This window comes from Streptomyces sp. NPDC037273, assembly GCF_055603625.1.
This window is the reverse complement of the sequence record NZ_JBVJVO010000001.1, coordinates 781,177-803,272: the sequence shown is the minus strand read 5'-3', so window position 1 is coordinate 803,272 and position 22,096 is coordinate 781,177. Positions and strand designations below refer to the sequence as shown.

The following is a 22,096-nucleotide window of genomic DNA, read 5'->3' as shown; positions in this document are numbered from 1 at the left end:
AATACCGATCTGCGCGTTCGCGATTAGGAATCTGTCAGTTGTGGACACCAGCTGGCAGGTACCACCGCGCCCCGACCACGACCTCATCGCCGGCCGCGACCTGAGCGTCAGGGCACCCCCTCAGCCCCCTCGGAACCTCCCCCTACTCCGTCTCCCCCGCCTCCCTGGAGCCGATCTCGACCTCGATCTGGGCGAGTTGGGCGGCGACGATCTCCTCGAAGGCCGCCAGGCGGTCCACCCCCAGGGGGCGGACGTCGCGGGCGAAGTGGGCCAGGGCGGGGAAGCGTTCGGGGTCGGCGCCGAGTACGGCGACGCGGAAGAGCTCCATGCCCTGCTCGTACTCCTCCGAGGTGATGCTGCTGACTCCGGCCTCGGAGGCGATCAGAGCGGAGATGAGGACGGCGAGCCGGTGGTAGCGCGCCGGGATCTCCTCGTCGGGCAGTCCGGAGGCGCGCAGGGCTTGCAGAACCTCTTCCATGACGATGCGGGAACCGGCGCCACCGGAGGCGTATCGGCCCCAGACCGAGGCGAGTTGGGGCTGCTCACCGAAGGCCTCGCGCACGCGGAGGGCGAGGGCGGTGAGGCGCTGCTTCCAGTCACCTTCGGGGCGGTAGCCGTCCATGGAGGCGAGGAGGATCCGGTCGGCGACGGCGCGCAGGAGTTCCGTCTTGCTGCGGAAGTGCCGGTAGAGGCTGGAGGAATCGGTCCCCAGGGTCGCGGCGAGTTTGCGCACGCTGAACGACTCGGCGTCGCTCGTGCGCAGCAACTCGGCTGCCGCGTCCAGGATCTCGTCGGTCGTCCAGCGCCTGCGACCTGCCATTTCGCCCCTCTCGTCGGACGCATCGTAACGTATGCACTTGGTGTTGCACGCACCGCGTGCATAATGGGTGCACAAGCGTGCCGAGCGACCCGGCAGCAAGCGGGCCGACGTGTCACGCGTGCCCTGGCCCCCGGCTCGGGGGTCAGGTGTGGGGCTCTCCCCGAGGCACTGCGAAAGGACGCATGTCGTGAGGAACTCACTGGATTGCGCGGCGCTCGACGCCGCCCTCGAGAACGTCCATCGCGCCGGAATGCCGGGCCTGTTCGCCGAGGTCCGTGCCGGCGACCAGGTCTGGCGCGGCGCCGCCGGATTCGCCGACGTCACCACCCGCCGCCCGGTCACCACCGGCATGCGGCACCGGGTCGGCAGCGTCACCAAGACCTTCACCGCCGCCGCGGTCCTCCAGCAGGCCGAGGCCGGGCGGATCGGTCTCGACACCCCGATCGGCCGCTACCTCCCGGAGCTGGTTCCCGGAGAGCGCGGCGAGGCGATCACCGTCCGCATGCTCGTCAACCACACCAGCGGCCTCGCCGAGTACTTCCCGTACGCCTACCCCTCGATGAAGGCGTTCCCCGCCCTCGCGGAGACCAGCCCCCAGAGCCTGGACGACCTCCGCTTCACGCGCTTCGACCCGGCCGACCTGATCGCGATGGGCGTCACCGCGCCCCCGGTCTGTCCCCCGGGCGGCTCACCGGGTGTCTACTCCAACACCAACTACCTGCTCCTCACCCGGCTCCTGGAACAGGTCACCGGCACCACCGCCGAGCGGTGCATCACCCGCGACGTCATCGAACGCGCCGGGCTCCAGCACACCGGCTTCCCCACCGAACCGACCATCGACGGGCCGCACTCCCGTCATTACGAGGCCTGGTTCACCATGATCGACCCACCCCGCGACTACAGCGTCTACGACATGTCCTGGGTGGGCCCCGCGGCCTCCCTCATATCGACCGTCGCCGACCTCAACCGCTTCTACGCCGCACTCCTCGGCGGCCGGATCGTCAGCCCGTCGTCCCTGGCCCAGATGCAGACGACCGTCCCGATCATCACGCAGGAAGGCAAAGCCGGCACCTACGGCCTCGGCCTCTACCCGACCGAAGCCCCCGGCCGGCCCACCTTCTGGGGCCACGCCGGCACCGTCTGGGGCGGCGGGGCCCAGGCCCTCATCCGCGCCGACGGCCAACGCCAGCTGGCCCTCGCCGTGAACCTCCAGCGCTGGAACACCCTCGACCCCTCGGGCCGCCCCCAGCCCCACCCCATCGACGAGGCCCTCGCGGCCTTCCACCACGTGGCGATGTACGGCTGACGCACCTGCCACCGCGCCCGCCGGCCCGCTCCGGGGCGAGGGCGTCGCTGCGTACTCGGCCTACGCTCGACGCGTGTCGCCAGCGGGCGGGCGGGCCGTCGCACACCGGGGGCAGTCGGCGAGGTGGACCGCGTGCACGGCCTTCAGCTGGTCGAGCTGAGCCTCGGTGGTCTGACCGGAGTACGAAGCGATGGCCGTCAGGGGAACGTGCTCTCCTCCGTCGAGAACGACCTCCGGCGTCGCGGTCGCGGCCGGGCCAAGGCCTCGCACGCTGGTGGTGATCTCGCGGATCGTGCACCACGGCATGGTCCGCGAGCGTCCGAGGCCGCGCTGCGTCAGGCCCTCCGCGTCGATCCTCAGCCCGAGGAAGCAGCCGCGGAAGGCGAACCAGATGCCGTTGGCGAGAGCCAGCGAGTAGATCGCGACGCCGAGGGGATCTGCCTCATCGCCCAAGCTCAACACGCTGGCCAGCGCGAAAACGCTCCCCATCCCGATGAGAGCCAGCCGCTGGCCCGTGCTGCCCAACGTCTCGGTGCGTATGTGGCCCGGTGGTGGTGTCATAGCTGGCGACCCTACGGCGTCGCTGTCCCCAAGTCCCGCCGATCGACCACTCCGCTCCCCCGGTTTCGTGCGCCCGACGAGAGCATCGGGCTCGGTAGCGTGATCAGCCGCAACGTGCGGTGAAGTGAGTGTGGAGGTTGTGGTGAGTGAACTGACGAAGCCCGTGGTGGAGCGGCCCCAGGGGGAGGCGCCGGCGGAGCTGAGCGTGCGGGATCTCGTGGTCGGGGACGGGCCGGAGGCGAAGCCGGGGAATGTGGTGCGGGTGCATTACGTGGGGGTGAACTTCGAGTCGGGGAAGGAGTTCGATGCTTCGTGGGACCGGGGGGAGCCGTTCAAGTTCGCGGTGGGCGGTGGAAGGGTGATCAAAGGCTGGGACCGGGGGATCAGGGGGATGAAGGTCGGTGGGCGGCGGGAGATCGTCATTCCGCCGCGGCTCGGGTACGGGAAGCAGTCGCCGTCGCCGTTGATTCCGGCGGGGTCGACGTTGGTGTTCGTGGTGGACCTGCTGTCGGTGGCCGTCTGAAGCGGCGCGGCCCACTCGCGGGTCACTCGGTGGCGTCGCCTTCGGCACGGTCCCCTTCGGTGGCGTCCTCCTCGGTGGCGTCGTCTTCGGTGGCGTCGTCTTCGGTGTGGGGTTCGAAGTGGACGGTGCCGTTTTCGTCGAGGTGGGGGTGGAGGGCTTCGGGGGCGTGGGTGTTGATGTCGGAGGGGCGGGGGCCTTCCGGGCCGTCGGGGCCCCAGCGGAGGAGGCGGCGGGCGCGGCCGATGCGGGAGGTGGTGCCGAGGGCTTCGACCTGGTTGCAGCGGCCGGTGCGGAGGCGGGTGGCGGCCGCGGCGTAGGCGGCCAGTTCCGGGGCGGCGGAGCCGGGGTTCTCGGTGGTGAGGGTGTGGGCGTCGACCTCGCGCTCGGCTTCGTAGGGGATCAGGCCGCGCATGCGGGGTTGGAGCCAGGTGAGGGCGAAGGCGAGGGTACGGCGGGCGTCGTGGGGGGTGGCGTGGAGGCCGCTGCCCGGGGACCAGGGGCCGTGGCCCTGCCGTTCGACGATCAGGAAGGCCGCCGGCATGAGGAGGACGTCGGGGTGGGTGTCCAGGGCGTGGGTGGAGTCCTGGCGTACGGAGGCGGGGAAGCGGCCGCCGCTGTAGACGAGGGAGCGGAGGGACAGTCGCTCGGCCGCTTGGAGCGGGGTGAGGGGGGCGTCCGGGTCGAGGACGAGGTCGTCGTCGACCTTGGGGCCGTGGCCGCCGGAGCCGGGGTGCCAGTCGGGGGTGAGGGGCTCGGGATCGGTGGGTCGTGGTGATTCGATGTCGCCGTGTTCGTCGAGGGCCGTGTACTCCTCGGCGCGCACGACGCGGTAGCGGGTGCCGAGGACGGTGAGTTCGTCGACGGTCTCGGTCTCCAGGCGGCGGACGGCCGCGAGGAGGGCCCGGCGTTCGGCGGGGGTCTTCGCCTCGTCCTTCGCCCGGAACCAGAAGTGTGAGTTGAGGCTGTCGCGGGCCTGCTGCGGGCAGCCGTGAGTGACCTCGATGACGACGCGCCAGCGCGGTCCGTCCTCGTGGGTCTGCGCGGCCACTCCGAACAGCGGGCCTCGTACGGCCAGAGCTGTGCTGCGCGCCGCCGCGTCACGGGCGTCGGCCTCCATCGCGGCCTCCACGGGCTCCACCGGAACCCTCACCACGACCGGTCGGTTCTCCGGTCCCGCGCTCTCTTCGCTCATGGACCCATCGTGGCGCCGGGCGGCAGGCGTCCATCGCGTATTCACCGAATCACCCCCCAAATCGGCCATGGCGTCGGGTTGTTCGGGCGCGTTCGGTTCGGGGTCTCCCTGTGGGCTGCCTCATGGGGTGCGGGGTGCCGATTGCGTACGGTTTTAGGCAGAGGCAAGGGCCTCGGGGTGGCGGGTTTGAGACATGAGGCATGGGGCGCAAACGCCCCCAGGGGCCCAGGTTGTGGCGGGTACGGCCCGGATGGGGTGGCGTTCGCGGGGGTGGCCGCGGACGGTTCTCGCCATGATTCACTGACTGGATTCACTGTTTTCAGTTCACATGGCAGTCAATATGTTGAAGCTTGTGTGACCCGATGTTGTCAGTGCTGTGTCCGAGAGACCGGTTGCATACGAAGGGGGGTCGGGTGCTTCACACAGCCGGTGGGAGTTCCCTGGACACCGCCACCGCCTTCCACGCTTCCGCCGCCAGATCGAGGTACCCGGCGGCTTCGGCTTCCTCGGCGACGCTCTGTGCGAGCGGGACTCCCTGCGCGGTCAGGCCGAGTCGCATGGTGGCCTCGGCGCGCAGGAGTCTTGTGCGCAGCCGGTCGTGGAAGGCGAGGAGACCCGTGTCCTCGGCGGCCGCCGCCGCGGTGCGGGCGTCGTCGAGCCGGCCTTCCGTCAGGTGCACGCGGGCTGTGACCGCCGTGAGTTCGGCATGATGGACGGGGTCTCCCACATAGCGAAGGGCGTCGGCCGCTTCCTCGAGCCAGGTCTGGATCCGTGCGGAGGAAGGGTCGGGACATCGGAGTTCGAGGGAGACGGCGGCCAGTCTCAGGCGGGCCCAGCCGAGCAGGTCGCGGCGGCTGTCCATCGCGGACAGGGCCTGGTCGATCAGCTGCCGGCCGTCGGCGAAGAGTCCCTGGCGGATTCTCACGCCGGAACACGTCCAGTACGCCTGGACGGTGAGTTCCGCGGGTGCGTCCGCGGCCATGTGCAGGGCGTCGGGGATGCGGGCGGCGGCCTGCGCCAGCAGGCCGGCCTCGGTTTCCGCGACGATGAGCGCGAGGTGGGCGCTCGCCTTGAGGGCGTGATTGCAGGAGCTGGATCCGTCGACGAGGCAGAGTGCCTCCTGGGCGGCGGTCAGGGCTTCGGTGATGCCGCCTAGCTTGCGTTCCGTCCTGGAGAGCTCGACGAGAAGTCTGGCGAGTAGACGGGGAGAGTCCCATTTCCTGGTAAGAACCACCAACTGACGCAGATCTTCGCGCTGGCCGACGGGGTCCTTGAGTTCGCGGCGGGCACGTGAGCGGGCCCAAAGTGCCTGCCAGGCCCAGTCCTCCGGAAGTCGTGCCGAAAGTTCGGAGTGCGACTCGAGGAGGTCGATGACCTGGGAGAGGTCGTTGTCCGCCAGGGCCGTGGAGACCTCGGCCATGGTCGTGCCCCAGGGGTCCTGGAAGCCTTCGCTCGACACGAGTTCGGTCACGTCGAGTCCGAGTTTTCCGGCCAGGTGGCGCAGGGTCTCCTCGGACGGCAGGCGACTGCCGCTCTCGATGCGCGAGATGTAACTCGTGGAGACCGGGCCACCGGCCAGGTCCCCTTGCGTCAGTCCGCTTTCGAGACGAAGTCTTCTCAGCCGCCGCCCGAAGGCTGGCTGCTTGATGTCCATGCAACGTCCTCTGATCCGGTAGGAGAGTCACATGCCCCGCAGTGTTCGACCGTCCACACGCAGGCGGCTCGCCGCTCTCGCGACGACCAGTGGCAGCGGCGCTGCCGGCGATACCGAAAGGATGTCCCGGGTGCCTGCCGAGATCGAGTGGCCTTAGCGGAATGCGTGTGCTCGATGACTCCTGATCTCACCCCGGTGGTCGCCTTGTGGGCGGAACCGGGGCGGTCGATGTGCCGGTGAACGTGGTGCGACGGGTCTTGACTCTCCGAATGCGTCAAGGTCAGACATATTACGAGGAAAGATCATGCCTCGTCCATGACTCGTACGGACTTGCCCCGTCCGCTCCGAGTGGAGGATCGGGCGAAATGCCGCTCCCTTTCTCATTTCGTACGGGGTGTCCGCGGCGTGCTCTCAGCAGTAGGGGGCCTGGTTGGTCAGGGTCGTGGCGACGCGCAGGAAGATGCCCGCCAGCCGGTAGAGGTCGGGCATCCGCGCCGTCACCTCGACCGTCCTGTCGTCGCTCCGTGTCACTCCGGGGATGCCGAGCAGGTGACTCGCCACCGCCGCGGACTGCCAGCGAACCGCGAGTGTCCTCGACCGCTGCGCGAGGGCGGGATCCGGCGAGGTGGCCGGCAGGCCGGTGACGGCGCTGTGGGCGCCGGCCTGGATGGCGGCCCGGGACTCGGCCGGGGGCCGCAGTTCGGCGGCGAACCGGTCCCGGGCCGTCTTGACCGCGACCGTCGTGACGCCGCTGTCCCACTCCTTCATCTCGGCGCAGGCGGCGTCGTCGCCGGTCAGGAGGACGACGGGCACGCCGATGGACACAGCCGTGGCGTGGAGAAGGCCGATCTCGCCCACCGGGCTGCCGTCCAGCCACATGTCCTCGATCTCGTGGCCCATGAAGCTGTGGCTCATGACGCCCGGCGATCCGGCCCGTGCGTGGAAGCCGACGCAGAGCACGGCGTCGAAGGCGGGCTCCAGGCCTTCCAGCATGCTCATCGGTTTCGGGCGTCCCTTGATCAGACGGGCACGCGGGTGCAGCTCCTCCAGGAGCAGGTTGCGCATCGGGCCGTGCGCGTCGTTCACGAGGACGTCCGTCGCGCCCGCGGAGAGGGCGCCGGAAATGGCGGCGTTGACGTCCTCGGTCATCATCAGGCGACCGCGCTCGTAATCCCTGCCCTTCGGCTGCACGTCCTCCGCGTCCACGAGGCCGGTAATGCCCTCCATGTCCGCGCTGATGTAAACCCTCATGGTTGTTCCTTTGCGTTGGTGCGCGGGCGGGCAGCAGAAAGACAGGAAAGTGGCCGAAAATCGTCGACGGACTGGAGTGCCGTCATCGGACCGGGTCGACAGCGGCCGCCGGACGCCATGCTATCGTCCAGAACCACTCCGCTCGCCCTGCGAATTCCAAGCGCGCGACCGGCAGATGGAAGGAATATGAGGAACATTTCGGTCCGGCATGATGTGCCGTATTACTCGCAATGGGAATCCGCGGAACTCGTCCCCGAGCTGCTTTCCGGCCGGCTCAAGGCCGAAGACGATCCTTTGTGGCGCCTCTCGGGCGCCGAGACCGCGGAGGAATACGCCTTCTGGTCCTGGCGCATCTGCGGGATGGCCTGCCTGCGCATGGCCCTCGAATACTGGGACCTGGAGTCGCCGAAGCTCGTGACGCTGGCTCACGAGTTCCTGGAGGCCGGAGCGTACGTACGCCGCGAGGACGGCGTGGACGGACTCATCTACGCCCCCTTCGCGAAGCACGCCGCCCAGCGGTGGAACATCGAGGCCGAGGTCCACGGATCGCTGGCGGTCGAGGACATTCCGGGCCACCTGGACTCCGGCAAGCTGGTCATGCTCTCCGTCCACCCCTCGATCCGCGAGCCGGACAGCACTCCGTCCAGCCGCGGTGGCCACCTGGTCCTGGCCGTCGGCTGCACGCCCGGCCACCTGCAGATCCACAACCCGTCCGGCATGCCCGGCGTCTCACAGCGCTTCGCCGAGGTGCCGTGGGAGGCCTTGCCTCGGTTCTTCGCCCAGCGGGGCGTCACCTTGGGGATCGACGGTCTGTAGGCGGCCGGACCGCGTGCGAAGGCCAGGACCGGGACGCCGTGCCGCGCGCGGAGGCCAAGACCGGGACGCCGGACCGCGCGCGAAGGCCAGGACCGGGACGCCGAGCCGCGCGCGAAGGCCATTGCCGGGGGGGGGCGGCGGCCGAGCCGGTGCCAGGCCACGAGGCGGGGCGTCCGTCTCAGCCGAGGATGCAGTCGCTCCACGTCTGGTCGTCGATGTTGCCGCCGGAGACCACGCAGAGCGCCACCTTCCGGGGGTCCGGGTCGCGCAGGGCGGCCGCGAACGCCGCCGCCCCCGCGCCTTCGGCCCTGATGCCGGCCTCGGCCCACAGGATGCGCATCGCGCGGTGGAGTTCGTCGTCGTCGACGGTGCGCACGTCGAGACCGTAGTCCCGGCAGGCCTGGAAGGAGCGGGCGCCGATCCGCCGTACCAGCAGGCCTTCCGGCAGGCCTCGGGCGGAGTCGAGCGTGATCCGGCGTCCGGCCCGCAGGGACAACCGCATCGCCGGGGCGTCCTGGTATTCGACGCCGACGATCGTGGTGGGGGTGTCGCCCCATTCGGCGATGCCCGCCGCCACCAGGCCTCCCCCGCCCACCGGCACGAAGGCGGTGTCGGGCAGGCCGGCTTCCTCGCGCACCTCGCGGTAGAGGCTCCGGTGGCCCTCGATGATGTCGGGGTCGTCGAAGCTGTGCACGAAGACGGCGGTGCTCTCGGCCGCGTGGGCGCGTGCCAGGACCTCGCAGTCGTCGTAGCCGCCGTCGACGAGGACGACGTCGGCGCCGGCTCCGGTGATCCTCTGGCGTTTGGCCAGCGGGGTGGTTCGCGGGACGAACACCCGGAGGGGCAGGCCGCGGGACGAGGCCGCTTGCGCCAGGCCGGAGGCGTGGTTTCCGGTGGAGGCCGTGACGAGGGTGCTTCCGGCCGGCAGTCCGGCCACTTTGTGGGCGTTGCCGCGGTACTTGAATGCCCCGGATATCTGGCGGGTCTCGTCTTTGACGAGGATTCCCCGCCAGCCGTGCGGCTGGAGCCGGACGAGGCGGGTGCGGATCGGGTGGAGTCGTTCCTTCTCTTGTACGGACATGGGTACGGACATGGCTATCCCATCAGAGTCGTGACCGAATGTTCGTGTGCCCGACGGTCCGGTCAGTGACTGATGTCGTATTCCTTGACCTTGTCGCGTGCGGGGCGGGAGTCGTACTCGCCCGAGGCCGCGATGACGAGGTCGGTGATGGTGCGGCCGCTTGCCGCCAGCGCCCTCGGGAAGATGCTGCCGGACATCAGACCGGGCAGGGTGTTGATTTCGAGGAAGTACGTTTCGCCGTCGCGGACCAGGAAGTCGCAGCGCGCGAAGGTCGCCACCTCGGTGGCCTCGAAGACGGATTGCGCATAGTCGCGGAGGGCCTTGGTGGTGGGGTCCTCGGCGCACAGTTCGATCCGTGCCCTCCCCTTGACGTGCTTCTCCTCGTGCCCGAAGAAGCCCTGGGCCACGACTTCCGCCACGGGAAGGTCGACATAGATGCCGTTCTCCCGGTAGACGCTGCAGGAGTACTCGCGGCCGCTGACGAACTCCTGCACCAGGACCTGGTTGTCGTACGGCGCTGCCGCCGCGACCGCCTTCGCGAGTTCCTCCTCGTCCGGATCGTGCAGGCACGTGGTGAGCAGGGAGGCGCCCATGCGGTTGGGCTTGACCACGACGGAGCCGGGCCCGATCTCCCGCAGGACGCGCTGCGGGTCGAAGGAGTCCGCGCGGACCAGGACGGAGCGGGGTACGCGCAGTCCGGGCGCCAGGGCCGCCGCGACGGCGGCCTGGAGGTATTTGTCCATGCCGAGGGCGGAGGCGAGTACGGGGCCGAAGTTGCCGCGGATTCCCGCGACTTCGGCGAGGCCCTGCCAGCCGCCGTCCTCGCCTTCGTTGCCGTGGAGCAGGGAGAAGACGAACGAGTCGTCCGACCTGAGGCGTTCGATGGCCGCGCCCAGGGTCAGGGCCTCGCCGGCCAGGAGCTCCTTCTCGTGTTCCGGCCACGGTCCGCGGTCGAAGAAGCGGATGGCGCCGTTGCGGTCCACGTAGCAGACGGCGCCGACCTCGACGCGGTGGGGCTCTTTGAGTAACTCGCGCAGTACATGGTGGTAGCCGTGGAGGGACGCATCATGTTCGGTGCTCCGACCGCCGACAAGGAGTGTGATGTTCAAGGACACGAAACACCTCGGTATCGAAGGGGGGAAGAGAGTCCTTCAGGAGCTGCGGCCCTCAAGCTAGGTAGCCGCGACGGAGCGAGTCAATGAATGTGCCCCTCATTTGACTCATAGTTGACAACCGAGGCCGAGGATGTGACTCCGATGTTGACTGTGCGTGCGGAACGCTCGTAGGTTGCTGGGCGGTACCCACAACGCCCGTTTGCGCCGGAGGAGTTACGCGTGCCCAGTGAGAAGAATCTGCCCAGGCTCGTCTTCCTGGACGGCCCGGGCCCGCCTCCGCCGGAGTGGTACCTGCCGAAGCTCACGGCGAACTTCGAGGTCCACGTCCTGTGGGCCCCGACGGGGGACGCCGAGAAGGACGCGTCACACGCCCGGACGCTCGACAGGTTCTGCGCCCACTCGCCTCTCCTCGGCGGCGACGACGCCGTGGGCGCCGTGGTCGAGTTCGCCCGGAAGTGGCGTGCGGAGGGAATCCTCGGGTTCAGCGAGCTGGTCGTGACGGAGACCCACGCGGCGGCGCTGGAGCTGGGGCTGCCGGCGAACACGCCCGAATCCCTGCCCGCGTTGAGGAGCAAGGAGGAGCAGCGGACCGCGCTGGCGAAGGGCGGAGTGCCGGTGCCGCGGTTCACGTCCGTGCTCTCGCTGTCCGATCTGGTGCGGGCGGTGGACGAGGTGGGACTGCCCGCGGTGCTCAAGCCGTCGGCCGGTGTCGGCAGCATGGCCACGTACCACGTGACGGAGGGCGTCGACCTGCCCGGCCTGTGGGACATGGCGACGGCCCGCTACACGGCGGATCCCCGCGGGGACGGCTCGGTGCACTTCGTCCTCGAGGAGATGCTGATCGGCGAGGGGTGGCACGGCGATCCGCGGTACGCGCCCTACGTCAGCGTCGAGTCGCTGGTGCGGAACGGGGAAGTGACGCACTGCGCCGTCACCGACAAGTTCCCCCTCTCGGAACCCTTCCGCGAGAACGGCAACATCTTTCCCTCCAGCCTCCCCCAGCACCGGATCGACTCGATCCTCGAATCCGCCACACAGGCCATCCGGGCCGTGGGGATCACCAACTCGATGGTCCACACGGAGGTCATGCTCACGGCGGCCGGACCGCGGATCATCGAGGTCAACAGCCGGCTCGGCGGGGCCGCCATCGAGATGCTCCAGCTCAGCTTCGACTACGACGTCGTCACCGCCATGGCCGACATCGCCACCGGTCGGCCCATCGCACCGCTGGGGCCGCGGCTGCGCAGCACGGGTCAGTACGTGCCCCAGGCGCCCGCGCGGGACGTCCGGCTCGCCCGGGTGCCGACCGTCGAGGAGCTGACGGCCATCGACGGGGTCGTCGAGGCCGAGCTGTTCTACGGGGTGGGAGATCGCCCCGACTGGGCGCGGGGGACCTCGGGCGGCAAGCTGGCCCGGCTCATCGCGACCGCCTCGGACCCGGAGCCGCTCCTCGACCTGGCGGAGTACCTGGCCTCGGACAAGGCCTTCACCTACGTCCCCGACTGATTCCCGTGATTCATACGCCGGTGACCCGGCTCTCCGCCGTGTCACCGGCGAGGCGGTTCTCGGAAGGCACAGGCCGGAAGTCGTTGTCCGGCGGGAAGCGTGACACATGACGAATCCGCGAGACGAGCTCGCGCCTGACAGCCAGGAGACCCCCGCTCGCCCCGTCAAGGGCGGCGGCGTACGGCGGAAGTGGTCCGGTGGCCTGACGGGCCAGTTCTGGGTGGTGTGGGGTGCCACCCTGACCAATCAGCTGGGGTCGATGGTGATCCCCTATCTGAGCTACTACCTGACGCAGGACCGGAACGTGTCGCTCACCGTCGTCGGTGTGGTGCTCGCGACGTCCGGTTTCGGCGGGATCATCTCTCAGCTGTGCGGCGGACTCCTTGTGGACCGCATCGGGTACCGGGCCACGATGACCCTGGGCATGGGCGGCACGGGCGTCTTCCTCTTCCTCCTGGGAGCGGTGGACCAGGTGGCGTTGATCGCCCTGTTCGCCTTCCTCGTCGGCCTGGCGGCGGAGATGCACCGCCCGGCCTCGGCGTCGATGATCGCCTCCCACTATCCCCCGGCCGACCGGCCGAAGGCCTTCGGCCTGCTCTACTGGGCGGTGAACCTCGGCTACGCGTTCTCCATGGTCTTCGGCGGTTCGCTCGTCCGCCACGGCTTCACCCTGCTGTTCTGGGTCAACTCCGTCGCCTGCGTGGCCGCCGGTCTGCTGGTGTGGTTCATGGGCAGGTCCGCTGCGGGTGCCGAGCGGCCGGCCGACTCGGCCGCCTCGTCCGGCAGCTACCTGGACGTGGCGAAGGACCGGTTGATGCTGGCGTACCTCGGTTCCTGGTTCGCCTACGGAATCGTCTTCTGCCAGGGACTTTCGACGCTTCCGCTGGCGATGAAGGCGGACGGCATCCCGGCTTCGACCTTCGGGTACGTGATGGCCACCAACGCCGTCGTCATCATCGCGGTCCAGCCCTTGGCGAGCCCGCTGGTCTCCCGGCTCGACCACAGCCATGTGCTCATCGGCGGCATCATCGTCCTCGGCCTCGGGTACGGTGCCACGGCACTCGTCTCGACCCCCGTCGGATACGCGGCCACCGTGGCCGTGTGGACGCTGGGCGAAGTCGCCGTCAGCTCGGTGAACCAGGCCGTCATCGCCTCCCTCGCCCCCGCCGCCCTGCGCGGGCGCTACTACGGTCTCTACGGCATGACGTGGTCCACGGCCGCGCTCGCCGCTCCCCTCCTGGGCACGTCGCTCCTGCAGTGGCGGCCGACCGGACTCTGGGTGGTCTGTGTCCTGCTGTGCCTCGGCGCCGCGTTCGGCCAGTGGCTGCTCGTTCCGAAGGTCAGGGCTCGGGCGGCCGTGACCCGGCTCGCGGAGGCGGTGGGCTGAGACGCCGGGACGTCGTCGTCCGGCCGGCGGCTCGACCGGCTCCCGACCCGTGCTCGGTAGCCTCCCGGCACGTTCCGCGTACGCCGATCCGTGGCGGCGGGGATGCCGAAGAGGGAGTGGGAGCCGGTGGGTGACTGGTCCGGTCGGACGGGGCCGGAATCGTGAGCGCGGGCTCGGGCGGGGTCTTCCGTTCCTTGCGGGTGAGGGACTTCCGGCTGTTCGTCCTCGGGCAGATCGTGTCGGTCGCCGGTACGTGGATGATGGTCGTCGCGCAGGACTGGCTCGTACTCGGCCTCACCGACGGGTCGGCGACCGCCCTGGGCCTGGTGACGGCATTACAGTTCGCGCCCCTGATGCTGTTCACCCTGTACGGGGGAAGGCTCGCGGACCGCTATGACAAGCGGGCCCTGCTGACCGTCGCGAACGGGGTGTCGAGCGCGTTCGCGCTGGTCCTCGCGCTGCTCGTGCTCGCGGGCGAGGTCCGGCTCTGGCATGTGTACGTCTTCGCGTGCGTTCTGGGCGTGGTGAACTCCGTCGAGGTTCCGGCGCGGATGGCCTTCGTCGGGGAGCTCGTGGGATCGGACCTGCTGCCCAACGCCTCGGCGCTCAGCGCCGCCTACTTCAACGTCGCCCGGGTCGTGGGCCCGGCGCTGGCGGGCCTGTTCATCTCGGCGGCCGGTGTCGGCTGGGTGATGGTGGTGAACGCGGCGAGCTACGCGGCCACCGTCCTCGCCCTGCGTCTGATGCGGGGCGGCGCCGAACGCCCCCGGCGGCAGGGTGACCGGGTGCGGGTGGTGGACGGGCTCAAGGCGGCCGGCCGCTTCGATCTGGTGGTGCCGCTGCTGCTCGTGGCCGTGGTGGGCCTCTTCGGCCTCAACTTCCAGCTCACGCTGCCGCTGCTCGCGGCGCAGGTGCATCACGCCGGCGCCTCCACGTTCGGCGTGGTGACCGCCGTCTTCGCCGCGGGATCCCTGGCGGCGGCCATGATGACGACCCTGCGCCGTGGCCGTCCGTCGGCCGGCCTGGTCGCGGGCGCGGCCGTCGGCTTCGGTGCCCTGGAGGCGGCGGTGGGGATGGTCTCGTCGTACGGGCCCTCCATGACGCTGCTCTTCCTCACCGGCGGCGCGGCCATCTTCTTCGCCCAGGCCGCCAACCACCGGGTCCAACTGGGCGTTCCGCCCGAGCTCCGCGGGCGCGTCCTGGCCCTGTACACGCTGATCCTCCAAGGTTCGACGCCGCTGGGCGCCCTGCTCGTGGGTCCGCTCTCCGAGCACTGGGGGGTGCGCTGGGGTTTCGTCGCCGGCGGCGTCGTATCGCTGGCGGCCGGCCTCACGGCCCTCGCCGTCGGGAGTCGCGGCGGGAGCGGAACCGTACCGGTCGAATCCACGGCGCGGGAGCGGGAGCCGTCGGGGGACCGTGCGCGGCCTTGAGGAGGCCGCGCCGGGCGCGTGGCGACGGCCGGGCATCCCGACGCCCCGACGGCTGCGCGCCGCCGGGGCGTCGGCTTCGGCGGCCGTGTTCCGTCAGGTGGTCCGCGTCAGTGCCGCGGCGCCGAAGGAGACGTCGAAGCGGTCGCACCAGATGCTGATGCTCGGGTATGCCGCCCAGTCCACGTCGGCGGGGAGCGGGTAGTTCTGGTCGCCGTTGTTGCCCTTGAGGCGCGCGAGGTCGAGGTACTTCCCCTGGTCGAAGACGTCCCAGCCCGTCTTGTCCGGCTTCACGGGGGCGTCGCTGAGCCACACGCGCAGATCCGGGCCGTTGCTCGTGCGGAGGCCCTCAAGGCGGAGGGTGTGCGTCCCGTCGGGAAGGCGCAGGATCTTCGCCGTGCCGGTCGTGGTGTGCTCATGGCTGACGAAGGTGCCCCGCGCGACGGTGACCGGACCGGGAGGCGCGGGAGCGGCAGGGGCGGTGGAGGACGGGCCCGTCGGCGGGGCGGTGGTGGTCGCGCCGGCGGTGGGCAGTGCCTCGTCGACCGTCTGGTCGACCCAGAGGGCCCAGGGTTCGAACCACAGCAGTCCGGCCAGTGCCACCGCCGTACCGGTGACGGCGGCCGTGACCAGGCGGCGCCGCTTCCTCGTGGTGCGCTCCACGACGCGTTCCCCTCTCATCTCTTTCTCTTCGGCTTCTCCCGCCATCCAAGGCGATCGGGGTGGCGCGGGACAGCCCCGACCTGGTGACGGAAGTCTTACGGCACGGCGCGGGCGGCTGCTGGGGGCGGGGAGGGTTTGTAGCGTCGCGGGCATGCGTGTACTTGTCACAGGAGGAGCCGGGTTCATCGGCTCGCACATCGTCACCGCGCTGACGGAGGCCGGGCACGAGGCCGTGGTCCTCGACGCGCTGCTGCCGAGCGCCCACCGCGTGGCGCCGGAGTCGGGGGGCGTCGACGTATTGCGTGCGGACGTCCGGGACGCGTCGGCGGTGAGGGCCGCGCTGCGCGGGGTCGGGGCGGTGTGTCATCAGGCCGCGATGGTGGGGCTCGGGAAGGACTTCGGGGACGCGGCGGAGTACGTGAGCTGCAACGACCTGGGCACGGCCGTGCTCCTGGCGGCGATGGCGGAGGCGGGGGTGGGGCGGCTGGTGCTCGCGGGGTCGATGGTCGTGTACGGGGAGGGGCGGTACGAGTGCCCCGCGCACGGTGTCGTACGGCCCGGCGCGCGGCGGCTGGAGGACCTGGTCGCGGGGCGTTTCGAGCCGCGCTGCCCCGCGTGCGACGCGGAGTTGGTAGCGGGTCTCGTCGGCGAGGACGCGCCGGTGGACCCGCGCAATGTGTACGCGACGACGAAGCTCGCCCAGGAGCATCTGGCGGCGGCGTGGGCCCGGGCGGTGGGCGGTACGGCGGTCTCGCTGCGGTACCACAACGTCTACGGGCCCCGGATGCCCCGCGATACGCCGTACGCGGGCGTGGCCTCGCTGTTCCGCTCGGCGCTCGCGGCCGGCGAGGCGCCCCGGGTGTTCGAGGACGGCGGGCAGCGGCGGGACTTCGTGCACGTACGGGATGTGGCGGCAGCGAACGTCCTGGCTCTGGAGTCGGCCGAGGGCATGGCGGCGGGCGCGTTCACCTCGTACAACGCCGGCAGCGGCGAGGTGCGCACGGTCGGCGAGATGGCCACGGCGCTGGCGCGGGCCTGCGGTGGTCCCGAGCCGGTGGTCACGGGCGAGTTCCGGCTCGGTGACGTCCGGCACGTGACCGCCGATTCCTCGCGGCTGCGGGCGGAGCTCGGCTGGCGGCCGAAGGTGGGGTTCGCGGAGGGCATGGCGGAGTTCGCCGGGGCGGAGCAGCGGGCTTCGGCGGGCCTGGGCTGAGCGCGGACGGCCCGTCGGCAGCGGGGGGGGTGGGGCCGCGGGGGCCGTGGTTCAGTTCGCCGCCGCCGGCAAGGTGACTTCGAAGCGGCAGCCGCCGGGGACGTTGCGGACCTCGGTGCGGCCCGCGTGGGCCTCGACGATGCCCCGGACGATGGCGAGGCCAAGGCCGGCGCCGGCGGGTGGGGTGCGGGCCTGGGTGCCGCGCCAGCCGGTGTCGAAGACTCGGGGGAGGTCGTCGTCGGGGATGCCGCCGCAGGCGTCGGTGACGGACAGGACGACAGCGTCGTCGCGGTGTTCGGCGGCCACCGCGACCGTGCCGTCGGCCGGGGTGTGGCGGATGGCGTTGACGAGGAGGTTCGCGAGGACGCGGGTCATCTCCTTGCCGTCGACCTCGACGGGGATGGCGGCGACCTCCTCCCCCACCAGCCGGACACCGTGCTCGCGGGCGAGCGGGTCGGCGCCGCTCAGGGCGTCGCCGACCAGGTCGTACACGGACATGCGGCTCGGGCTGAGGGTCAGGGTGCCGGCGTGGATGCGGGAGAGCTCGAAGAGGTCGGTGACCATGGTGGTGAGGCGTTCGACCTCGGTGCGGATCTGGCGGTGGTAGCGGGCGGGGTCGGCGGCCATGCCGTCTTCGAGGGCTTCCGCCATGGCGCGCAGGCCGGCGAGGGGGGTGCGCAGGTCGTGGGAGATCCAGGCGACGAGTTCGCGGCGTGAGGCTTCCAGGGATCGTTCGCGTTTGCGGGAGGCGTCGAGTTTGGCGCTGGTCGCGGCGAGTTCGCGGGCGAGTGCGGCGAGTTCGGCGGTGGCGGCGCCGTCGGGGGCGGAGAAGCGGCCGTCGTCTCCGAAGTCACGGGTGGCGCGGGTGAGGGCGCGGCTGTGGGCGACGACCCGGCGACCGAGGAGGAGGGCGGTGCCGAGGGAGACGAGGGAGGCCATGGCGACGACGACGGTCACGACCCACAGGTCGTGTGCGGAGAGGAACATGGCCTGGGCGACGGCGAGGGTGCCGGCGAGCATCGCGGTCACCGTAACGGCGGCGACGACGGTGAGGGACACGGCGACCGACCGGTGGCGTACGAGGCGCAGGACGACGGCTCCGGCGAGTCCGGCGCAGACGGCTCCCGCCAGGGCGAAGGCGGCGATCAGCAGGACGTCCTTCATGCGGCGGCTCCCCCGTCCGTTCCGTGCCCGGTCTCGAAGCGGTAGCCGACGCCCCAGACGGTCTGGATGAGCCGGGGGTGGGCCGGGTCGCTCTCGATCTTGGCGCGCAGGCGCCGGACGTGGACCGTGACCGTGGAGAGGTCGCCGAAGTCCCAGCCCCAGACGCGTCGCATCAGGTCCTCTCGGGTGTGGGCGGCGCCGGGGTGTTCCAGGAAGTACACGAGAAGGTCGAACTCCCGTAGGGTCAGGGGGAGTTCTCTTCCGTCGCGGGTGGCTTTGCGGGTGACCGGGTCCGCGGTGAGGCCCGCGTGGGCCAGGACCGTCCGGGGCGCGGTCGGCGCGGTGGCGGCACGGCCGCGGCGCAGGACGGACTCGACGCGGAGGACGAGTTCGCGGGGGCTGAAGGGCTTGGTCACGTAGTCGTCGGCGCCGACTTCCAGGCCGGTGATCCGGTCCTCCTCGTCGCCGCGCGCGGTGAGCATGATGACCGCGACGGGTCCGGACTCGCGCAGGCGGCGGCAGACTTCCAGGCCGTCGGTTCCGGGCAGCATGAGGTCGAGCACGACGAGGTCCGGCCGGCACCGCGCGGCGCGCAGCAGGGCGTCGGTTCCGTCGGCCGAGTGTTCCACGGTGAATCCGGAGCGTTCGAGGTATCCGCTCACCACTTCGGCCACGGTGGGGTCGTCGTCCACGACGAGGACGCGGGCCGGTGGCCGCGGGGCGCTGTGCTCGCTCATGCCGCACAGCCTGGCATCCGCCGGGCCCGGCGGTCACGGCCGCTCGGGCGTACGGAGCGGGACGTCCGCGTTTCGTAAGGAGCGGAACGGCCCCGAACCGCCGGGCGCTTCCTACGGTGAGGGCTGTGACACTCATGACCGTAGATGTCGTCCTTCCCTGCCTCGACGAGGCGGAAGCCCTGCCCTGGGTCCTGGCGCGCGTGCCGGCCGGATGGCGGGCGATCGTCGTCGACAACGGCTCCACCGACGGGTCGGCGGCCATCGCCGCCGGCCTCGGCGCGACCGTCGTGCACGAGCCCCGGCGCGGCTTCGGCGCCGCCTGCCATGCCGGGCTGCTCGCCTCCGACGCGGAGTTCGTGTGTTTCTGCGACTGCGACGCCTCGCTGGACCCGGGGTTGCTGCCCGGCCTGGTCGGCGCGGTGGCCGAGGGCTCCGCCGACCTGCTGCTCGGCCGGCGGCGGCCGACCGTGCGCGGTGCGTGGCCCGCGCACGCCCGGGCGGGGAACCTCGCCCTGTCGTGGCTGCTTCGCCGGCGCACCGGGCTGCGGCTGCGCGATCTGGGGCCGATGCGGGCGGCCCGGCGCGAGGCGCTGCTCGGTCTCGGTCTGGACGACCGGCGCAGCGGTTATCCGCTGCAGATGGTCGTGCGGGCGGCCGACGCGGGCTGGCGGGTGGGCGAGGTCGACGTCCCGTATCTGCCCCGGTCGGGCCGGTCCAAGGTGACGGGCACCTGGCGGGGCACGTGGCAGGCGGTCCACGACATGCGCAAGGTGCTCGACGAGCCGGCGCCGGTGGGCGGTGGACGGTCGTGACCACGCTTCTCGTCATCGCCAAGGAACCGCGGCCCGGGCGGGTGAAGACGCGGCTCACTCCTCCGTTCACGCCCGAGGAGGCGGCGGTTCTCGCCGAGGCCGCGCTCGCCGACACGCTCGCCGCCGCGGCCCGGGTGCCCGCAGACCGGCACGTCCTCGTGCTCGACGGGCGGCCGGGCCCGTGGCTGCCGCCGGGGTACGGGGTCGTCCCGCAGGTGAGCGGGGGGCTCGACGTCCGCCTGGCCGCCGCGTTCGACGCCTGCCGGGGTCCGGCGCTGCTGATCGGCATGGACACCCCGCAGGTCACACCGCTCCTCCTGGCGCCCGCCCTGTGCTGGGGGGCGTGCGACGCCTGGTTCGGGCCGGCCACCGACGGGGGTTTCTGGGCCCTGGGTCTTGCCCGCCCCGACCCTTCCCTGCTGCTGGGGGTGCCCATGTCGCGTCCGGACACCGGCGCCGTCCAGCGGGCGCGGCTGCGGGCGGCGGGGCTGCGCGTCGGCGCCTTGCCCGCGCTGCGGGACGTGGACACGGCCGAGGACGCGCGTCGGGTGGCGGCCGCCGCGCCCGGGACGCGTTTCGCCGCCCTGTACACGGAGCTGACCGGGACGACCACGGGAGCGGGCCGTTGACGACGACCACGGCGTGGCGGGCCGGCCCGTACGACTTCGCCCTGCGCAGCGGCAGGGGCCCGCTCTTCCTGCGCCGGCACGACGGCTGGCTGTTGCCGCTGGAGGTCGAGCGGTGGTGCGAGGCCCCGGACCGGGCCGACCGTTCCGTCCTCGACCGCTGCCGTGGCACGGTGCTCGACGTCGGCTGCGGGCCGGGGCGGCTCGTCGCCGCTCTGGCCGCCGAGGGCCGGCCCGCGCTCGGCATCGACATCAGTCCCGAGGCCGTCGCGCGCACCCTGCGGCTCGGAGCACCGGCCCTGTGCCGCTCGGTGTTCGAGCCGCTGCCCGCCGAGGGACGCTGGGACACGGCGCTCCTGATCGACGGCAACACGGGGATCGGCGGCGATCCGGCCGCCTTGCTGCGCCGGCTCCTTCAGGTCGTGTCGCCGTCCGGGCGGCTGATCGCGGAGTGCGTGCCCGTGGACGTGGACGAACGCTGCGAGGTGCGGGTCGACGACGGCCGGGGCGGTCGCGGGGCGCCCTTCCCGTGGGCCCGGGTCGGCGCCCGCGCCCTGGCCGCGCACGCACGCGGTGCGGGTTGGGGCGTGGCGCGGGAGTGGACCCTGGACGGGCGGACGTTCCTGTCGCTCGTCCCTCAGTCGCCCGGGGCCGCGGGAGCCTGACGGCGGCGTCGCCGGAGTCGTACGACACCGAGCGCGCCCGTCACGAGGGCCACCGCCGCCAGGACGAGGGCGAGGTTCCGCCCGTACGGGAGGGGCAGCGCCGAGGGGTTGGGCGGCTCGCCCGGCCGTACAAGGAGCGGGAGCGTGATCAGCACGACGCTCCCCGCGACGAGCAACGCCCCACGGATCAGGCCCCGTTGGCGCCGGCCCACGAGCAGCAGGCCGATCGCGAGGACCAGCGGGGCGAGGATCGCGTCGTGCAGGACGAGCGCGCCCGCCAGCCACACGAGGACGGCGGGCGGATCCGCCTCGTCCGCCACGAGCCACGCTCCGAGTCCCACGAGGGCGACTCCCAGGGCCCCGGTTCCGTACCGCAGCACGCTCGCCGTCCTCACAGCACCTCCAGCTTGTGCACCCATTTGGTCTGCAGGACGCCCGGCCGGTTGGGGGCGATGATCCGCGCCGGGAAGCCGTGGTCGAGCAGGAGCGGTTGTCCGTTGAGGGTCAGGGCGAGGAGGGTGAGGGGGTCGTCGGCGTACTCCGCGCCCATCTCCATCACCCGGTAGGCGCCGCTCGCTTCGAGCGAGGTCACCCGCACCGCGTCCCGGCCCTGCCGGCCGCCGGCCCGTTCGACCAGGTCACGGACCCGTACCCCGCGCCAGTCGGCGTCCACGCTCCAGCCTTCGACGCAGGCGATCGGCAGCCGGGCCCCGGTCTGCGGCATGGCGCGCAGGGCGTCGAGGCCGAGGGCGTACGGCCTCGGGCCGGCGACCTCGAGCCGCCACCCCGTCAGTTCTCTCGCGGTCACGCCCGCCGCGGCGGCGGTCCGGTTCACCGGCAGGCCCTGGGGGCCGTGGTCGGGGTGTCGTGGCGCGAGCAGGTCCAGCGCCTTGAGGGGCGTGAAGGACTGGCCGACGGTCGTCAGGGTCACCACGCCGACGGCTCCGCCGGTGGCGAGCAGCAGGGACCGGCGGTCGACGGCGTCCTCCGCCGGCAGGGTGCGGGTGCCCGTGGAGCGCCGGCTCCAGTGGTCCCTGATCTCGGGGGCCTTGACGGCGATGTGCAGCAGGATCGAGCCGGTCGCCACCCAGGCGACGGCGAAGTGGACGGGGACGAAGGAGAAGGGCCACGGGTACCACTCGGCGATGTTGAGCAGGCCCGTCAGCACCTCGAAGAGGGCGGAGGCCACGAGTACGGCGACGGACAGCCGCTCCAGGGCGTGCCGCACGGACCGCACCGGCGGCCACACGAACAACCTCGGGTACACCGCCCAGAGTTTGACCAGGAGCAGCACGATCGCCGCGAGCCCGGTCGCGATGTGGAGGCCCTGGGTGAAGGCGTATCCCGCCACCGGCCGGGTGGGGAGCCGGTCGGCCAGCCAGTCGGGCGGCTGCTGGAGGTAGTGGCTGACCAGGCCCGTGAGGAGGCAGACGGCGAAGGCCGCGCCGAGCCAGCGGCCGACGGCGGTCGCCGTCCGGGCATCGTGCAGGCGGCCGGTGAAGGTGGGCGGCCGGACGGCGTCGGGCCGGAAGGAGGAAAGCGGCCGCCGGGGCATGCGGAACGTCATGCCCTCCATG

At 71.6% G+C, this 22,096-nt stretch carries 22 protein-coding genes; 10 read left to right on the top strand and 12 right to left on the bottom strand.

The window, feature by feature from the left end; translation table 11 throughout:
- Nucleotides 1-142: 142 nt before the first annotated feature.
- Nucleotides 143-820, bottom strand: a complete 678-nt coding sequence (locus ACZ7G1_RS03560; protein WP_470878020.1) for a TetR/AcrR family transcriptional regulator — start codon at nt 818-820, stop codon at nt 143-145.
- Nucleotides 821-1,007: 187 nt separating this feature from the next.
- Between ACZ7G1_RS03560 and ACZ7G1_RS03555 the strand changes: the two genes are divergently transcribed.
- A complete protein-coding gene (locus ACZ7G1_RS03555) occupies nt 1,008-2,126 on the top strand; it encodes a serine hydrolase domain-containing protein (RefSeq protein WP_470878019.1) in 1,119 nt (372 codons plus the stop codon).
- A gap of 60 nt (nt 2,127-2,186) precedes the next feature.
- Here ACZ7G1_RS03555 and ACZ7G1_RS03550 read toward each other — a convergent pair whose 3' ends face one another.
- Nucleotides 2,187-2,579: a PH domain-containing protein gene (locus ACZ7G1_RS03550; protein WP_470878018.1), complete on the bottom strand. Its 393-nt coding sequence runs from the start codon at nt 2,577-2,579 to the stop codon at nt 2,187-2,189.
- A gap of 250 nt (nt 2,580-2,829) precedes the next feature.
- Between ACZ7G1_RS03550 and ACZ7G1_RS03545 the strand changes: the two genes are divergently transcribed.
- A complete protein-coding gene (locus ACZ7G1_RS03545) occupies nt 2,830-3,210 on the top strand; it encodes an FKBP-type peptidyl-prolyl cis-trans isomerase (protein ID WP_470878017.1) in 381 nt (126 codons plus the stop codon).
- A gap of 22 nt (nt 3,211-3,232) precedes the next feature.
- On the opposite strand, the gene ACZ7G1_RS03540 is transcribed toward ACZ7G1_RS03545, so the two are convergent.
- The 3 genes from ACZ7G1_RS03540 to ACZ7G1_RS03530 form a co-directional block, all read right to left on the bottom strand.
- On the bottom strand, nt 3,233-4,402 hold the full coding sequence (locus ACZ7G1_RS03540) for a DUF5954 family protein (RefSeq protein WP_470878016.1): 1,170 nt from the start codon (nt 4,400-4,402) through the stop codon (nt 3,233-3,235).
- A gap of 418 nt (nt 4,403-4,820) precedes the next feature.
- Nucleotides 4,821-6,056 (bottom strand): helix-turn-helix domain-containing protein, encoded by a 1,236-nt coding sequence (locus tag ACZ7G1_RS03535; RefSeq protein WP_470878015.1) that lies wholly within the window; start codon nt 6,054-6,056, stop codon nt 4,821-4,823.
- Between the two features lie 411 nt (nt 6,057-6,467).
- Nucleotides 6,468-7,307, bottom strand: coding sequence for a M55 family metallopeptidase (locus ACZ7G1_RS03530; protein ID WP_470878014.1), 840 nt, complete (start codon nt 7,305-7,307; stop codon nt 6,468-6,470).
- A gap of 186 nt (nt 7,308-7,493) precedes the next feature.
- Between ACZ7G1_RS03530 and ACZ7G1_RS03525 the strand changes: the two genes are divergently transcribed.
- Complete coding sequence (locus tag ACZ7G1_RS03525; protein ID WP_470878013.1) at nt 7,494-8,123, top strand: C39 family peptidase; 630 nt, start codon at nt 7,494-7,496, stop codon at nt 8,121-8,123.
- Between the two features lie 178 nt (nt 8,124-8,301).
- Here ACZ7G1_RS03525 and ACZ7G1_RS03520 read toward each other — a convergent pair whose 3' ends face one another.
- Nucleotides 8,302-9,204, bottom strand: coding sequence for a threonine ammonia-lyase (locus ACZ7G1_RS03520; RefSeq protein ID WP_471203948.1), 903 nt, complete (start codon nt 9,202-9,204; stop codon nt 8,302-8,304).
- 62 nt (nt 9,205-9,266) lie between these two features.
- Complete coding sequence (locus ACZ7G1_RS03515) at nt 9,267-10,313, bottom strand: D-alanine--D-alanine ligase family protein (protein ID WP_470878011.1); 1,047 nt, start codon at nt 10,311-10,313, stop codon at nt 9,267-9,269.
- A 225-nt stretch (nt 10,314-10,538) separates the two neighbouring features.
- Here ACZ7G1_RS03515 and ACZ7G1_RS03510 point away from each other — a divergent pair, with 225 nt between their 5' ends.
- From ACZ7G1_RS03510 to ACZ7G1_RS03500, 3 genes are all read left to right on the top strand, one after another.
- Nucleotides 10,539-11,825: an ATP-grasp domain-containing protein gene (locus ACZ7G1_RS03510; protein WP_470878010.1), complete on the top strand. Its 1,287-nt coding sequence runs from the start codon at nt 10,539-10,541 to the stop codon at nt 11,823-11,825.
- Between the two features lie 106 nt (nt 11,826-11,931).
- Complete coding sequence (locus tag ACZ7G1_RS03505; protein WP_470878009.1) at nt 11,932-13,212, top strand: MDR family MFS transporter; 1,281 nt, start codon at nt 11,932-11,934, stop codon at nt 13,210-13,212.
- Nucleotides 13,213-13,373: 161 nt separating this feature from the next.
- Complete coding sequence (locus ACZ7G1_RS03500) at nt 13,374-14,642, top strand: MFS transporter (RefSeq protein ID WP_470878008.1); 1,269 nt, start codon at nt 13,374-13,376, stop codon at nt 14,640-14,642.
- 93 nt (nt 14,643-14,735) lie between these two features.
- On the opposite strand, the gene ACZ7G1_RS03495 is transcribed toward ACZ7G1_RS03500, so the two are convergent.
- Nucleotides 14,736-15,302 carry a DM13 domain-containing protein gene (locus ACZ7G1_RS03495; protein WP_471203945.1) on the bottom strand — a complete coding sequence of 189 codons (567 nt, stop codon included), beginning with the start codon at nt 15,300-15,302 and terminating at the stop codon, nt 14,736-14,738.
- 151 nt (nt 15,303-15,453) lie between these two features.
- On the opposite strand from ACZ7G1_RS03495, the gene ACZ7G1_RS03490 reads away from it, so the two are divergent.
- A complete protein-coding gene (locus ACZ7G1_RS03490) occupies nt 15,454-16,515 on the top strand; it encodes an NAD-dependent epimerase/dehydratase family protein (protein ID WP_470878006.1) in 1,062 nt (353 codons plus the stop codon).
- A 51-nt stretch (nt 16,516-16,566) separates the two neighbouring features.
- Here ACZ7G1_RS03490 and ACZ7G1_RS03485 read toward each other — a convergent pair whose 3' ends face one another.
- Both ACZ7G1_RS03485 and ACZ7G1_RS03480 read right to left on the bottom strand, forming a co-directional pair.
- Nucleotides 16,567-17,679: a sensor histidine kinase gene (locus ACZ7G1_RS03485; protein WP_470878005.1), complete on the bottom strand. Its 1,113-nt coding sequence runs from the start codon at nt 17,677-17,679 to the stop codon at nt 16,567-16,569.
- On the bottom strand, nt 17,676-18,416 hold the full coding sequence (locus ACZ7G1_RS03480; protein ID WP_470878004.1) for a response regulator transcription factor: 741 nt from the start codon (nt 18,414-18,416) through the stop codon (nt 17,676-17,678). The genes ACZ7G1_RS03485 and ACZ7G1_RS03480 overlap by 4 nt, the downstream gene beginning before the upstream one ends.
- Before the next feature lie 134 nt (nt 18,417-18,550).
- On the opposite strand from ACZ7G1_RS03480, the gene ACZ7G1_RS03475 reads away from it, so the two are divergent.
- Genes ACZ7G1_RS03475 through ACZ7G1_RS03465 form a run of 3 tightly spaced genes read left to right on the top strand, consistent with a single transcriptional unit; the run spans nt 18,551 to nt 20,519 of the window.
- Nucleotides 18,551-19,228: a glycosyltransferase family 2 protein gene (locus tag ACZ7G1_RS03475; protein ID WP_470878056.1), complete on the top strand. Its 678-nt coding sequence runs from the start codon at nt 18,551-18,553 to the stop codon at nt 19,226-19,228.
- The gene (locus tag ACZ7G1_RS03470; RefSeq protein ID WP_470878003.1) at nt 19,225-19,857 is read left to right on the top strand and encodes a TIGR04282 family arsenosugar biosynthesis glycosyltransferase; all 633 of its coding nucleotides are present in this window, start codon (nt 19,225-19,227) and stop codon (nt 19,855-19,857) included. The genes ACZ7G1_RS03475 and ACZ7G1_RS03470 overlap by 4 nt, the downstream gene beginning before the upstream one ends.
- Nucleotides 19,854-20,519: a class I SAM-dependent methyltransferase gene (locus ACZ7G1_RS03465; protein ID WP_470878002.1), complete on the top strand. Its 666-nt coding sequence runs from the start codon at nt 19,854-19,856 to the stop codon at nt 20,517-20,519. Before ACZ7G1_RS03470 ends, ACZ7G1_RS03465 begins: the two co-directional genes overlap by 4 nt.
- On the opposite strand, the gene ACZ7G1_RS03460 is transcribed toward ACZ7G1_RS03465, so the two are convergent.
- Both ACZ7G1_RS03460 and ACZ7G1_RS03455 read right to left on the bottom strand, forming a co-directional pair.
- Entirely contained in the window at nt 20,492-20,899 is a 408-nt protein-coding gene (locus tag ACZ7G1_RS03460) for a hypothetical protein (RefSeq protein ID WP_470878001.1), read from the bottom strand. The genes ACZ7G1_RS03465 and ACZ7G1_RS03460 overlap by 28 nt on opposite strands.
- Nucleotides 20,900-20,910: 11 nt before the next feature.
- Nucleotides 20,911-22,086, bottom strand: coding sequence for a molybdopterin-dependent oxidoreductase (locus ACZ7G1_RS03455; RefSeq protein WP_470878000.1), 1,176 nt, complete (start codon nt 22,084-22,086; stop codon nt 20,911-20,913).
- Nucleotides 22,087-22,096 lie beyond the last annotated feature (10 nt).

Excerpts from the sequence above, each read along its gene's own strand:
- ACZ7G1_RS03560 (WP_470878020.1), bottom strand. The coding sequence starts at position 820 with ATGGCAGGTCGCAGGCGCTGGACGACCGACGAGATCCTGGACGCGGCA.
- ACZ7G1_RS03530 (WP_470878014.1), bottom strand. The coding sequence starts at position 7,307 with ATGAGGGTTTACATCAGCGCGGACATGGAGGGCATTACCGGCCTCGTG.
- ACZ7G1_RS03490 (WP_470878006.1), top strand. The coding sequence starts at position 15,454 with ATGCGTGTACTTGTCACAGGAGGAGCCGGGTTCATCGGCTCGCACATC.
- ACZ7G1_RS03505 (WP_470878009.1), top strand. The coding sequence starts at position 11,932 with ATGACGAATCCGCGAGACGAGCTCGCGCCTGACAGCCAGGAGACCCCC.
- ACZ7G1_RS03480 (WP_470878004.1), bottom strand. The coding sequence starts at position 18,416 with ATGAGCGAGCACAGCGCCCCGCGGCCACCGGCCCGCGTCCTCGTCGTG.
- ACZ7G1_RS03540 (WP_470878016.1), bottom strand. The coding sequence starts at position 4,402 with ATGAGCGAAGAGAGCGCGGGACCGGAGAACCGACCGGTCGTGGTGAGG.
- ACZ7G1_RS03455 (WP_470878000.1), bottom strand. The coding sequence starts at position 22,086 with ATGACGTTCCGCATGCCCCGGCGGCCGCTTTCCTCCTTCCGGCCCGAC.
- ACZ7G1_RS03525 (WP_470878013.1), top strand. The coding sequence starts at position 7,494 with ATGAGGAACATTTCGGTCCGGCATGATGTGCCGTATTACTCGCAATGG.
- ACZ7G1_RS03485 (WP_470878005.1), bottom strand. The coding sequence starts at position 17,679 with ATGAAGGACGTCCTGCTGATCGCCGCCTTCGCCCTGGCGGGAGCCGTC.
- ACZ7G1_RS03535 (WP_470878015.1), bottom strand. The coding sequence starts at position 6,056 with ATGGACATCAAGCAGCCAGCCTTCGGGCGGCGGCTGAGAAGACTTCGT.
- ACZ7G1_RS03520 (WP_471203948.1), bottom strand. The coding sequence starts at position 9,204 with ATGTCCGTACAAGAGAAGGAACGACTCCACCCGATCCGCACCCGCCTC.
- ACZ7G1_RS03475 (WP_470878056.1), top strand. The coding sequence starts at position 18,551 with ATGACCGTAGATGTCGTCCTTCCCTGCCTCGACGAGGCGGAAGCCCTG.